This window comes from Pseudomonas sp. GW821-FHT07G06 (assembly GCF_058986625.1).
The window spans coordinates 26,849-40,532 of record NZ_JBYSVW010000021.1; the positions used below are offsets into that span (position 1 = coordinate 26,849).

The window sequence follows — 13,684 nt, forward strand, 5'->3', positions numbered from 1 at the left end:
AGCCCCGCCCTCAGGCCACGGCCAGCACCACCGGGCGCTCCGGCTGCTGCGCCAGATAGCGCGCGAAGCAGGCGCGCAACCAGCGCTCGCGCGGGTCCGCATGGCTGGCGCCACGCCAGGCCATGGACAGGTCCGGGCTCGACAGGGGCAGCGGCGCGTAATCGACACGCATCCCTTCCAGGCGGACCATCGCCTGGGCCACATAGTCAGGCACGATGGCCAGCAGGTCGCTGCTGTCCAGTAGTGCGGGCAAAGCGCTGAATTGGGGGACCGTCAGCACCACACGGCGCTGACGACCATGGCGAGCCAGGGCGCGGTCGACATCGTCGGTCACATGTCCCTGCGTGGAGACCACCACGTGCGGGCGCCGGCAGAACTCCTCCAGCGTTACGGGGCCGACCGCCGAGTCGGCACGCAGCAACATCGGCTGCATGGGCCGCAAACGACGGCAGCGGGAGCTCGCCGGCAGGTCCCCGGTCAGGCTGATGCCCACGGAGATGTCACCGCTGACCAGCAACTGCGGCAGCTGCCACTGATCCACCCGATGGACCACCAGCGTAACGTTGGGCGCTTCGATGCGCAGGTGTTTCATCAAGCCTGGCAGCAGCGCGTACTCGACATCGTCGGAGAGCCCGACATGGAAGGATGCTTCGCTGGTGCCCGGATCAAACGCCTGGCTGCAACTCAGGGCAAGGGCAATACCTTCGAGCGCAGGCGCCAGTCGTGCGTGGATTTCCTCGGCTCGGGCCGTGGGTTCCATCACCCGCCCGGTGCGGATGAACAGCGGATCATCGAACATGGAACGAAGCCGCCCCAATGCGCTGCTGACGGTGGTCTGACCCAGGAACAGGCGTTCGCCCGCCCGGGTGACGTTGCGCTCACGCATCATGGTTTCGAAGACAACCAGCAAATTGATGTCGGCATGCCGCAGATCGTTTCTGTTCATTTGACCACCCGCCTGGTGAAGTTGGATTCGAACAGCGCCTCGTCGCATCCGAATATGTGTTCGGGGTCTGCGATGTGATTGCAGCGTATTCAGGCAAGCCGGGCGAGTCTTTAGTACATGAGGCCAATGAAAGCATCCCTTGGATGCTCGAACTTATACTTGCGTATTCTCCTCTCGAACTTTGCGCGACAGTTCTCACGAGCACCCGACTTCCAGTCAGGATTTCCACACTCAGGTCTTGTTCATTTATACCTAGGTATACTTTTCCGACTCAGGCGACGGCGTATCTTGCAAGTACGGCAGGCGCCGCCACGAGTGCCCCACATGATGCAACAGACTGAAATCCGCAACAGGGCTGTCATTGCAGTCGTCGACGACGACGAATCCCTTCGCACTGCCCTGGAAGGCCTACTCCGTGCCTCTGGCTACCAGGCGCGCACCTACGACGGAGCCCGCGAGTTCCTCGACTCCGACGGTCCGGCGAACGCCCACTGCCTGATCTCCGATATCCAGATGCCCGGCATGTGTGGCGTTGAGCTGTACGAGGCATTGCGCGCCCGCGACCTGCACATCCCGGTGATCTTCATCACCGCCTACCCGGGCGAGAATCCGCGCATCACTTCGGGCATGCCCGGGGTGATCGCCTGCCTGCCCAAACCGTTCGCAGCCGAACAGTTGCTGGCTTGTGTCGAAGCCGCCTTGCGACAAGTGCACTGAATACCCTGGCCAGGTTCCCGACCGATACCTTCGTATAACTTTCTTCAACGGATGCGTAATTCCCGCACACCGATGGAGAAGTGCACCCCGAAGTTCGCTCCCATAGCATGAATCCACAGCGGACGACTGGAAACAGAACAACACCGCTTGTATTTCGTGGCAGCCATTCATTGTCACGCCGAGCTTGAAGCCACTGCTTCAGGTTTCATTCATTCGAGTCAGGAGCACATCATGAAACAGCAACTTCTGGTTATTGGCGCGGGGTTCGGCGGTCTGTGGAGTGCCTTGAGCGCCGCCCGCCTGCTGGACATGCATGACCGCCAGGATGTGGAGATCACCCTGCTGGCGCCGCAAGCCGAACTGCGCATTCGCCCGCGCTTCTATGAAGCCGATGTGCATAGCATGTTCGCCCCGCTGGATGCCCTGCTCGACGCGGTGAACGTGCGCTTCGTCAAAGGCACCGCTGAACGCATCGACGAGCAGACCAGACGCGTCGGTTATCGCGACGAGGCCGGCCGCCCTGCCGAACTGCCCTACGACAGGCTGGTGCTGGCCTCCGGCAGCCGTTTGTCACGTCCCCCGGTGCCGGGCCTGAACGAGCACGCCTTCGACGTTGACCAGATCGAGTCTGCCGCTCGCCTGGAGCGTCATCTGATGTCGCTCGGCAACCAACCTGCCAGCCGCGCCCGCAACACGGTAGTGGTCGCCGGTGGCGGCTTCACCGGCATCGAGACAGCCACCGAAATGCCGGCCCGCCTGCGCGCCGTGCTGGGTGCCGACCAGGACGTACGAGTGATTATCGTCGATCGCGGTGAGCGCATCGCCGCCGCCATGGGCGACGGCATTCGTCCTTCCATCGTCGAGGCCTCCGAAGCGCTGGGCATCGAGTGGATCACCGGCGCAACGGTCGCTTCGGTAGACGCCAACGGCGTAACCCTTGCCGACGGCCGACACATCGAGAGCCACACGGTGATCTGGACCGTTGGTTTCCGCGCAAGTCCCCTCACCGAACAGCTCACTGGCGAGCGCGATGGCCAGGGCCGTCTGCACGTTGACGGCAACCTGAAGGTCCGTGGCCAGGACAACGTGTTCGCCGCAGGCGACGTGGCCTACGCGGCCACCGACGATATCGGCAATTTCGCCGCGATGTCCTGCCAGCACGCGATCAGCCTGGGCCGCCACGCCGGCAACAACGCCGCCGCCGACCTGCTGGGCGTGCCCCCGACCCTCTACCGCCAGCCCAAATACGTGACCTGCCTGGACCTGGGTGCCTGGGGCGCGGTGTACACCGAAGGTTGGGATCGGCAGCTGAAGCTGGTGAAGGCAGAAGCCAAGGAACTCAAGACGCAGATCAACACCCTGTGGATCTACCCCCCGGCCGCCGACCGGCGCACCGCCCTGGCCGCAGCCGACCCGCTGATCCCGGTGGCCTGAACACCTCACGCCATTTTCCTGCCGTCGCGGGAGCGACATTCGCCTGATGTATTCGACCCAAGCAATAGGAGAACGACCATGACCATGCCTCTGAAATCCTTCACCCGGCAGCAAGCGGATGCCGAGGAACTGGTGCCTTCGCGCTATGCACTGCGGCTCGGCGAGATTGACGTTCTGGTGGTCAGCGATGGCGTGCTGCCGCTGCCGACCGAGACCATGTCCACCAACGCCGACCCGGCTGCCCGCGCGGCCTGGTTCAAGGACATGTACCTCGGGCCGGACCTGTTCGACTGGGCACTGAACGTGCTGGTGGTACGCAGCGGCGAGCAGACCGTCCTGGTTGACGCCGGGTTGGGCGGCCAGTTCCCCGGTTTTCCGCGAGCCGGGCAGTTCCCCAAGCGACTGGAGGCCGCCGGTATCGACCTCGCGTCCATCACCGACGTGGTGATCACCCACATGCACATGGACCATATCGGCGGGCTGCTCGTCGATGAGGTGAAGAACCGCCTGCGTCCCGACGTGCGCATCCACGTCACGGCCACCGAAGTCGACTTCTGGACAACCCCCGATTTCTCCCAGACCTCGATGCCCCAACCGGTGCCGGACGTCCTGCGCAGAACCGCCAACCAGTTCATGGAGCAGTACCACAGCAAGCTGCACATCTTCGAGGATGAGCATGAGGTGGCACCGGGCGTGGTCGCCAAACTCACCGGCGGCCACACGCCCGGGCACTGCGTGGTCTACGTGACCTCCGGCGGCGAGCGCCTGACCTTCGCCGGTGACGCCCTGTTCCCGGTGGCCTTCGACCATCCCGACTGGCACAACGGCTTCGAACACGATCCCGAGGAATCGGTCCGCGTTCGAGTCCGCCTGCTACAGGAAGCGGCGGCGAGCGGCGAGCTGTTCGTCGCCACTCACCTGCCCTTCCCCTCGGTCGGCCGAGTGGCGATCGACGGTGATGCTTTCCGCTGGATTGCAGCCTTCTGGGATTATTGATCGCCTGCTGGTATCAGGCCTGCGCCTGGCCTGCTCAGATCACGCAACTGGATCGACTGAGAGCGGGCGAAGGCCCCCGCTGCAACCTCGTGTAGTCAGGGCCCGGCATCCGGGCCCTGAGGCTCAGGCCTGCTTCAAGGCGCTATCGAACGCTGGCGTCAACCCCGACAATTGCAGCTTGCGGACAAAATCGCCAAGACGCTGCTGCTTGTAGGCTTCCACGTCCATGTCACGGTAGTCGTAGAAACCTTGGCCATCTCGCAAGCCATTGCGGCCGTTTTGCATGTTGTCGGCGATCACCTGTGGCGATTCGAAGCGCGGTGACAGCGCTCCACTCAGGTAGCGCGAGGCGTAGTACAAAATGTCGCCGCCGCCCCAGTCGATGAATTCAAGCAGGCCCAGCACCGAGAAGCGCAGCCCGAAGCCGACGCGCACTGCGGTGTCGATATCTTCTGCGCTGGCCACGCCCTCCTCCACCATCCGTGCGGCTTCGTTCATCACCAATGCCTGAATGCGCGGCACGATGTAGCCAGCCACCGGATTGCACACCACGGGCACCTTGCCGATCCGCTTGAGCAGTTGCAGCAGCCGTTCGACGACCTGAGGGCAGGTCGCTTCGCTGCGGCTGACTTCCACCAGCGGCATCAGGTACGCGGGATTGAGCCAGTGCGCGTTCACGAAGCGCGCAGGCTCACTGACCATTTCGCTCAACTCGGTGACGAGAAACGTCGACGTCGTCGAGGCGATGATGGTCGACGCCGGGACATGCTCGCTGACCCAGGCGAAGGTCTCCTGCTTGACCGCGATGACCTCCGGCACCGCTTCGAACACCAGGTCGCACAGGCGCAATGCCTCTGCGGCCTGGGACCGGGATTGCAGCGCCAACCGGGCTATCGCAATGTCCGCCTGTTCCGGCTCAAGCACGCCAAGGCGTACCAGCATCTGCAATTCGCTGCGGATGTTGTTGCGCACACGCTCGAAGTAGCCGTGTCGCTCATCCTCCGCGCGATCCTTTATATCGATGAGGGTGACCGGCAGGCCCGCATGGATGAACGCCAGGGCAATGCCCTCGCCCATCCGGCCGGCGCCGACCACGCTGACCTGGGGCAGCGCGGCGTTCATCAGTTGTAGCCCTTGGTCAGCAGTTCGGTCATCTGCGCCCGACTCAGCGTGGCCAGACCGAGGTTTTCCAGGGTGCGGCCTTCGGCGTAGAGATCCCGTGCAGCAACGACCGAGGCAATGCTCAGCAGACCCTGCGCGACCGGAGTCGGCACACCGGCCCAGCGGCCGACGGACACCAGGAAGGACAGGCCCAGGCGTGTGTCTTCAAGCATGTAGCGGTGCTTCTGCAGGTCGATGTCTTCGCGCCAGTCGCCGCTGTCGGTCAGCTTGCCGTGGGCACCGCGACCGTACATCCACTCATCGCCTTCGGTGGTGTTGTAGTGGTCGGCCAGGGGGAAGTGCGGCGCGCCGTAGGTCAGTGCTTCGCGCACGGCCATGCGCTCGGCATCGAGCTGGTTGGTCACGCGGCGGATCGACGGTTGGGTACCTTCGTTGTGAATGTCCCAGGCCTCGAAATGCTCCAGGGGACCGGCGTTCATCATGATCAGCGGCGGATGGATGATCGGGCCTGCGTTCATCAGCGCACCACTCAGGGCGTCTTCAATCGGCTCGACACTCGGATAGGCCTCGCGCAGCACCGCGAAAGCATGCTCGGACAGGTTGCTGGGAAATACGCCGGTCGGCAGGCGGGTGGCATAGCCGCTGATCACCAGGTCGCTGGCGCCATGCTTGCGTACCAGGTACGGCAGCGTACCGGTTTCAGCGAAGGCGACCTTGCTCCGGTTGCCCGCATCGGCCATGGCCTTGGCGAACACGAAGCTGCCGAAAGTGCCCGGCGGCAAGAACACCACCTGACCGTCGTGCAGGTGCGGCGCAACATGTTTGGCCAGGTCTTCGTGGGAGGTCGACGGCAGCGGGATGATCACCAGTTGCGCATCGCCCAGGGCTTCGGCCAGGTCGTCGGTGAACGAGAGCTTGTCGCCCTGCTGGCCGACGGACAACTGGCGAGTGCCCTTGTAGTCCTTGATGGTCAGGCTGCCGATGGCCAGCAGCTCCTTGAGCGCGGTGGAATCTCGACGCCACAGGCGGGTCGGGTGCCCCTTTTCAGCCATTTCGACAGCAGCGGCGTAACAGCCGTGACCACCACCCAGCACAGTAATATTCATGCAGATACTCCTTTTTGTCAGTGACTCGATCCTATCGAGCCGCACCGTCGCGCACTTATCCGATTGCGCAGCCGACTGACGGATTGCGCAGGAGTCTCAATGCTTCTGCCGCCGCAGGGTGTCCGACGGCAGACAGCCATAGCGTTGCCGATAAGCGCTGGAGAAATGCCCGAAGCTGTTGATGCCGTGACGCAACAGGATATCGGTGACGGTTTCACCGGCCCTGCCCTGTTTGAGCGATTCGTGGATCACCGCCAGGCGACGGTCACGGATGTATTCGACCGGTGCCTGCTGAAGGAACTGGTTGAAACCGTTTTGCAGGGTGCGCACCGAGACGCCACACAGTTCGCTCAGGGTCGTCAGGCTGATCGGTTCGTCGAGGTGTTCCTCGATGTAGTCGCGGGCCTTTTTCACGTGGTGCGGCAGCGGCGCGCGCGAGTCGATCAAAAGATCCGCGGAGTAGTTATGCGGCAGCTGTGTGAGCAGCAGTTGCATCAGGTATTCGGACAAGCCGCTGGCGAGACGCGAACCGTCCACGCCGCTGCCGTACAGCCGGCAGATGTAGTCCAGGGTGTGATAGAGGCTGACGACGCCCGCGCCCAGGTGGTCGACGCTGACATCAAAGATCACCGACTGCCGCAGACTGCGGCCGAGCAGGCGTTGCAATTGTGTCTCCAGGGCATCACGGTCGACGCGCAGGATCAGGTTGCGGCACTCGCCATCGGTGACGATGCGGCTTTGCGCGAACGGCGAGGAAACGCTCAGGTAGCCCGACTGCATCGCCGCGCTGCGCCGCCCGTGGGCCACCTCGCAGTGCCCCTGCAAGGTAATGCGAAACAGGTACTGATCGGCAATGTCGCCGATGGTGATCTCCACCGGGGCGCCATAGCGCAGGTCGAGCAGCGCCGAATCGCCGAAAAACACCCCGTTGAGCCGGGTGTAGATCGGCTCGTCACGCAGTACGTTGAAACTGTGGGGGCACAGGTATTGGCTGACCTTGTCCTTGATCTCGCGGTAATCGGCCGAGCTGAGCAGGCTGTGCCGCTCCAGCAGGTGTACATCATTCAACATCACGGGTTCTCCTGTCCTGGAGCACCTCGGCCCCGCGCCCTTCAAAGGGAGCGAGGCCGAGGCGCCGATCGTGGACTATGACCAATCAGGCCCGGGTCGGATACTCCCGGGCATAGCTTTCCCGAAAACGACGGCAGCCACGCCAGAGCAGCAGCACCGTCAACGCCGATGCACCGGCGATCACCAGCGACATCGACGAACCCACCGCCGCGGGCGATCCGAAGTAGCGGTCGGTCAACAGCGCCACCAGCGTGGTGCCCAGGCCCAGGCCCAGCAGATTGCTGATCAGCAGGAACACCGCCGAGACCTGCGCGCGCACCTGGTTCGGCGCGAGGATCTGCATCGCCGCCGTGGACGCCGGCATCGGGAACGAAGCGAAGAACATCGCCGGCACCAACAGCGTCACCGACAGCCACAGTTGATCGACTTGCGGGAACAGCACGGCCGGCACCGCCATGCCGAGGGCACCGATGACGCCGGTGCGCATGGCGGCGTCCTGATGACCTTTCTTGGCCAGGTAGTCGGTGAGCCATCCGCCGAACAGCACGCCTGCGGTATTGGCCACCAACAGCACGGTGCCGAGCATGTAGCCGGCCTCCATTGGCGACAGGCCGAACTTGCGGATGTACAGCGCCGGGCTCCAGCTCATCATGCAGAACAGGGCCATGGCGTAGAACGAAAAGCCCAGGTAATGGCAGGTGAAGGTGGCACGGTGGCGACCGAGGAAACGCAAGCCATCGCTCATCGCAACCTTCTTGGCCTGCCCCTGTGCATCGACCTGCAGCCCCTTGCGCGCCGGGTCGCGCACGGTAAGCCAGATCAACAGGCCGACCACGATACCGGGCAGGCCGACAATGAAGAACGCCAGTTGCCAGGCCTTCATTGCACCGAGAACGGCGACTTCGATGGTGTTCATGTCCTTGAGCATCGCGATCACATAGCCACCCACCAGGAAGGCCAGGCCACCACCGACGAACGAGCCGATCGAGTAGATACCCACTGCGCGGCCGAGTTTTTCCTTGGGGAACATGTCGCTGAACATCGAGTAGGCTGAGGGCGACAGTGCCGCTTCGCCGACACCCACGCCAATGCGAGCGAGGAACATGTGCAGGAAGTTCTTGCTCATGCCGCAGGCGGCAGTCGCCAGGCTCCAGAACACCACGCCGACGGCGATGATCTTCGGCCGGGAGAAGCGATCCGCCAGGTAGGCGATGGGCATGCCCATGAACGCGTAGAACAACGAAAAGGCCAGCCCGTGCAGCAAACTGAACTGGGTGTCGCTGATCTGCAGGTCGGCTTTGATCGGTTCGATCATCAGCGCCAGGATCTGCCGATCCACAAATGAAAAGATGTAGGCGATCATGCACAGGCCGACCACGTACCACTCGTAAATGTAGGTTTTCTTCTTCTGCTGTTGCAGGACCGCGTTATCGACCTGGATATTCACTCGTGTTTGCTCCTCTTGGAATCCGCTCATGGGCGCAGCGCGCCGGGTGACGGTGCACAGCGCACCGACTGGGAAGTCGCGGGGCAGATGTAAAGGACAAAGGGTTCGAACATGGTCAGGCCTCTTATTGTTATGGGGTCAAACGCCGGGTGGACCGGGCTTACCAGAACTTCCAGGTGTAGGTCGTGGCGAAACGGAATTCGTTGTAGTCGTAGCCGTACTTCTGTTTCACGTCGATGTTGCGCAGGTCCAGACCCAGGCCTTGCAGCGCCCCGCTCTGCACCACGTAGCTGAGCCCCAGGAAGCGTTCGCTTTCCTGGTTGTCGCTCAGGTTGGCGCCACGGTCCCAGTGGGTTCCCTTGATGTAGCGGGTGTAGAGCTTCAGCCCCGGCATGCCCATCCCGGCAAAGTCATAGCTGTAGCGCGCGCCCCAGGACTTTTCATCCGGGCGGACAAACCCCAGGGACGACCAGTGCACCAGATATGGTTGCGGGATAAACCCGTTCATCGTCGGGAACACGCTGTCACCGAGCATGCGCTGGTAACTGAGGCCAAACATATGGGCGCCTTTGAGCAAGGTGAACAAGCCACCGTAGGAACGGTTGTCGATCTCACCGTTCAAGGCATTGCCATCTTCATTGTTATTGAAGTAGCGCAAGTCGGTCTTGAGTTTGTAGCCATTACCCAAGTCAGCCATATGCATCAGGCCGAAATAGTGCTGCTGATAAATATCGTGCAACACGCCATAGAAATAACTGGCTTGCAGGTTCCTGGTAATGTCGTAAGTGGCGCCGCCGAAGTCCAGGCCGTCACTGTCGAGATTATCGGTGGAGCCAAACTTGTACAGTTTCTCGTGGTTGGAAGATTCCCGTGTCACGGCAGACCAGAACCGGCCACCGGTCATCGTCAATCCATCGACTTCCCTGGACTCGACCACCGCCCCTTGATAGATCGTATCCAGTTGCCGACTGGTGTCATCGTACGCCACCGGCAATTGAGGGCGAAGGTCACCGACCTTCAACTCGGTCTTGCTGTAGCGCATCTTGAAGGTTGCACCGGCGCGACTGTAGTCATCCGCCGTCTGCTGGTCACTGACGCTGAAAGGCAGCGAACCGTCGTTGCCCGATGAGTCCAGGCGCACTGCGTATTGCGCATCCACATCAAGGCCGATCGCCAGGGCCGTGTCGGTGTAACCGGACGTAAACTGTGCATCGAAACCCTGAGACCAACTATGCACTTCAGAAGCCGGCGCATTGTTATTGGTGTAATTACGGTGCAAGTAGAAGTTACGCGTATCCACTTTCAAGTGACTGTCATCAACAACATCGGCATAGGCTGCCCATGGCGAACAGATCATTCCCAACACGCCGGCAATACCAAGCCCACGGCAAGATTGTTTTACCTGAAGCATCTAACTTCTCCACATCTGTATGTGCTGGGCACTGTATTTATAGGAGCAGATTCGAACTAAAAGTTAAAAATACCGGCAGCCGAACACCGAGCCTTCTTGCGCAGGAAGGCGAATTGCATCAGGGATATAAAGAACGATGGGTTCGAGCATGGTCAGGCCTATTGTTGTTATGGGGTAAAGCGCCAGGCGGGCTCAATGCAACAGCCAGCCAAGACGACACGCCTCTTGTCTACCCAAGGTAAGTCAGTAGGCGCCGCGCCGATATCGAGATGAACAGCATCCGTTGGGGGGAAAACTTCAACCCGGCTAAAGGTTTCCCTTAGTCAACTCAAACGCGCAGGGCACACCGTGCGAGATGGCAAGCCTGTATTGCATAAGCCTTCCTATAGCGAGGTCTTGTTGTTGGATGGGCCCTAAACTAGCGATTGCGCTGCCTGCCAACCTCCCCGATTGCGCAGGCGATTCTCCAATTACGCAGCCTGATGCAGACCCTTGGATGACAGACAGAAAACGGCCTGAGCAGCCACTAGGAAATGTCCACGAAGCCATGGGTGTTTCACTCTGGGGCACAGGGGCATTCAGCTTCCCTGCGCTCTCGGTTCCCGACCGGGAGCGCGGCGCCTACAAAGTTGCCATTGTCATTTGTCGTCCATTTTTGTTGACGATTGTGGCCGGCGCTCAGTGCTCTCTTCGGCGTTGGGCGCTTCTGGAAAACTCCCTGGCGTGAACACATGGGTCTGCAGGTCGCTGGCATCGACTTCGGCGACACCATGAACCGAACGGGCCAGATCAATGGCCTGTTCACACTGTCTATGAGTGTTGACGCGGCCGCTTAACCCCACTATGCCCGCATGGGTTTTGACATTGATATGCAGGCCAAGGGTCGGATCGGAAAATGCCAGGGCCGACTTCACCTTGGCGGTAATCCATGCATCGTGAACGGCCATTTCCAGACCATGAGAGTAATGCTGGAAGGAGTGAATTTTCATGGCTGAACCCTCTCTCGAGTAATCAGACGTATTGTCCATCCCTTTTGCTGTGCTGCCCTCTGCTTGTCAGGTGAACGCTATCTATGGATACCTGATTCGTTTTGGAGCGCTCGCCACACAATCATTGACAGACATTAATTATAGTACGGCCGTTGCCTGCGGTCAGAGCGCTGTCCCCCTGAACGTCCGCCTTGGTCGCGCTGTGCCAGGCGCAATACCTGCAGAGCCTCCAAACAGTCCTTATAGCGATCAGCCCTGATCAACCCATGGCTGCCGATGTCGACCGACAGAAAACGGCCAACAGTTGCCGCTGGCTGGAGCGATGGCAAATGTGCACCTATGCTTGGGTCGGCTGGAAGAACTGATCGAGCATTCAGTGCTGCTCCGTCACCTGTGCGCAATATCCGTCAAAGGTCATCCGGGCGTATCAGTTTCAGCACACCTTCGATGACCTGGAACCAGGCTGTGGATTGCCCGGCTTTCGAAAATCCTTGCGCCATGCCCTTCCTCAGTTTGAGTCATCAATACTTCAAACGTCCCCCCGGGAGACACCCATGGCGCACCTTCTCAAACCAATCGCCGTACTCACGTCCTTTTTTACCCTGATGTTGCCGGTGCTGACCTCGGCGCAGGCGGCCACCGACATTCCACCCGCCGTCAAGACGCCGGACCGTGTCGAGACCCGAATCGGCGTGCTGGAATTCAAGGATGGCGCGCCAAGCGCTGAAACCGCTCGCAATGTCTATGACACGCTGGCGTTCACTCGGGGTGTCGATGCCTTCGTGAACAGTTTTTCCGGCGCCTCGGCCTATGCGATTCGCGAGGGCTTCCACAGCATTGGCGCTGAAGACAACTCGGTGGTCATCTTCTCCGAGCTGATGGACTCCAACTCGCTCTTTCTCACGGCCAACGCCGATACGATCTACTCGGTGGCAACGCTCGACCTGACGAAAGGACCCTTGGTGATTGAAGTGCCACCCAAAGCCCTCGGCACGCTGAATGACATGTGGTTTGGCTGGATCATCGACATCGGCGCGCCCGGACCTGATCGCGGTGAAGGGGGTAAATACCTGATTCTGCCACCCGACTACGAGGGTCCTGTTCCTGATGGCGGCTACTTTGTCGGCCGCTCCAAGACCAACCATGTGCTCTACGCCGTTCGCGCCTTTATGGAGAACAACGACCCGAAACCTGCCGTTGATCTGATCAAGGAAAAACTCAAGATCTACCCCTACACGCCGGGCGGCCACGGCACCAGCATTGCCACGGCACTCGAAGGCAAAATCCGCTTGGAGCCCATCCCCCCGATACCGCCAACGAAGTTCATCGAGGGCAGCGGCAAATCCTTCAACACCATCCCGCCCAACGATTTTTCCTACTTCGAGATGCTCGACAAGCTTGTACAGCTGGAACCTGCCACCTCGTTCAGCCCGGAACTCATGGGCCAATTGGCAGCCATTGGTATCGTGAAGGGCAAACCCTTTGCGCCGGACGAGCGGATGAAGAAGATCCTCAGCGACGCGGCAGCCGTGGGCAACGCCGCTGGACGAGCGCTGAACTGGCGTGGTGCCGAGTATCCCGGCTGGGCCTATTACCCGAACTCGATGTGGGCCAACATGCTGTGGCAAGGCGGCTTCAATTTTGAAACACCGCCGCCGTTGATCACCAAGGAGGGCCTGTTCAAGCCATTGCCACCGACTGGCGCACGCACGCTTGATTCGCGCACGGCCTTCTACTATGGCTACACCATGGATTCACCGGGCATGATCATGCGCGTGCCCAACGTAGGCTCACAGTACCTCATGGGTTTCACTGACGCCGACAAGAACCCCTTCGATGGCGCAAAGACCTATAAGGTGACCCTGCCACCCAAGATCCCTGCGGCGAAATTCTGGTCCTTCACCGTCTACGACAACCAGACGCGCTCCATGCTCCAGACACCACAGCGCTACCCCCGTGCCGGCAGTCAAACCTACCCGTCACCGGCGGCCGTCGAAAACGCGGATGGTTCCATGACCATCTACTTCGGCCCTTCCAGACCTGCGGACGCCAAAGCCGGCAACTGGATACAAACCATGCCGGACAAGGGCTGGTTCATGCTCCTGCGCCTCTACAGCCCCCTTGAGTCGTTCTTCACGAAAGAATGGCGCCCGAGCGAGGTCGAACTGGTTCGGTGAGATAAACACAGGGTCAGCACCACCTCCCGGGCGGTGTTGACCGCCGTGTCAATGCGGATGAGGCCTATGCGAAAAGTTTGCTCATGAACCTGGCCGACTCTAAGTCCCCGGTGTGCACATTTTTATTCATCAAACCAAAGCTGTGGTCGGGTGCCTTATCACCCCCGTAGCATTGCCGGAGCAACGAGGTGCATTGCACGACGCAATCAACTGTCCGGAATATGCTTTTTCGAGGGAAAAATTGGCAGTGCATTGCCCTGGTTTTTTA

The 13,684-nt window shown here is 60.9% G+C and carries 11 protein-coding genes; 4 read left to right on the forward strand and 7 right to left on the reverse strand.

Annotated elements, in window-relative coordinates; genetic code table 11:
- Positions 1 to 10 precede the first annotated feature (10 nt).
- Positions 11 to 946, reverse strand: a complete 936-nt coding sequence (locus AC3WJW_RS26665) for a LysR substrate-binding domain-containing protein (protein ID WP_493728055.1) — start codon at positions 944 to 946, stop codon at positions 11 to 13.
- Between the two features lie 324 nt (positions 947 to 1,270).
- Here AC3WJW_RS26665 and AC3WJW_RS26670 point away from each other — a divergent pair, with 324 nt between their 5' ends.
- The 3 genes from AC3WJW_RS26670 to AC3WJW_RS26680 all read left to right on the forward strand — a co-directional run bounded on the left by AC3WJW_RS26670 (position 1,271) and on the right by AC3WJW_RS26680 (position 4,093).
- Positions 1,271 to 1,663 carry a response regulator transcription factor gene (locus AC3WJW_RS26670; RefSeq protein ID WP_493728056.1) on the forward strand — a complete coding sequence of 131 codons (393 nt, stop codon included), beginning with the start codon at positions 1,271 to 1,273 and terminating at the stop codon, positions 1,661 to 1,663.
- 231 nt (positions 1,664 to 1,894) lie between these two features.
- Entirely contained in the window at positions 1,895 to 3,097 is a 1,203-nt protein-coding gene (locus AC3WJW_RS26675; RefSeq protein ID WP_493728057.1) for an NAD(P)/FAD-dependent oxidoreductase, read from the forward strand.
- A 78-nt stretch (positions 3,098 to 3,175) separates the two neighbouring features.
- The gene (locus AC3WJW_RS26680; protein WP_493728058.1) at positions 3,176 to 4,093 is read left to right on the forward strand and encodes an MBL fold metallo-hydrolase; all 918 of its coding nucleotides are present in this window, start codon (positions 3,176 to 3,178) and stop codon (positions 4,091 to 4,093) included.
- A 123-nt stretch (positions 4,094 to 4,216) separates the two neighbouring features.
- On the opposite strand, the gene AC3WJW_RS26685 is transcribed toward AC3WJW_RS26680, so the two are convergent.
- From AC3WJW_RS26685 to AC3WJW_RS26710, 6 genes are all read right to left on the reverse strand, one after another.
- Positions 4,217 to 5,215, reverse strand: a complete 999-nt coding sequence (locus AC3WJW_RS26685) for a 3-hydroxybutyryl-CoA dehydrogenase (protein ID WP_493728059.1) — start codon at positions 5,213 to 5,215, stop codon at positions 4,217 to 4,219.
- Positions 5,215 to 6,321, reverse strand: coding sequence for an NAD/NADP octopine/nopaline dehydrogenase family protein (locus tag AC3WJW_RS26690; protein WP_493728060.1), 1,107 nt, complete (start codon positions 6,319 to 6,321; stop codon positions 5,215 to 5,217). Before AC3WJW_RS26690 ends, AC3WJW_RS26685 begins: the two co-directional genes overlap by 1 nt.
- A 96-nt stretch (positions 6,322 to 6,417) precedes the next feature.
- Complete coding sequence (locus AC3WJW_RS26695) at positions 6,418 to 7,392, reverse strand: AraC family transcriptional regulator (protein ID WP_008001107.1); 975 nt, start codon at positions 7,390 to 7,392, stop codon at positions 6,418 to 6,420.
- 85 nt (positions 7,393 to 7,477) lie between these two features.
- Positions 7,478 to 8,839, reverse strand: a complete 1,362-nt coding sequence (locus AC3WJW_RS26700) for a spinster family MFS transporter (protein WP_102701151.1) — start codon at positions 8,837 to 8,839, stop codon at positions 7,478 to 7,480.
- A 160-nt stretch (positions 8,840 to 8,999) separates the two neighbouring features.
- A complete protein-coding gene (locus AC3WJW_RS26705; RefSeq protein WP_493728061.1) occupies positions 9,000 to 10,250 on the reverse strand; it encodes an OprD family outer membrane porin in 1,251 nt (416 codons plus the stop codon).
- A gap of 638 nt (positions 10,251 to 10,888) precedes the next feature.
- Positions 10,889 to 11,239 (reverse strand): BON domain-containing protein, encoded by a 351-nt coding sequence (locus AC3WJW_RS26710; RefSeq protein WP_493728062.1) that lies wholly within the window; start codon positions 11,237 to 11,239, stop codon positions 10,889 to 10,891.
- 554 nt (positions 11,240 to 11,793) lie between these two features.
- Here AC3WJW_RS26710 and AC3WJW_RS26715 point away from each other — a divergent pair.
- Positions 11,794 to 13,416: a DUF1254 domain-containing protein gene (locus AC3WJW_RS26715; protein WP_493728063.1), complete on the forward strand. Its 1,623-nt coding sequence runs from the start codon at positions 11,794 to 11,796 to the stop codon at positions 13,414 to 13,416.
- The last annotated feature ends 268 nt before the right edge of the window (positions 13,417 to 13,684 follow it).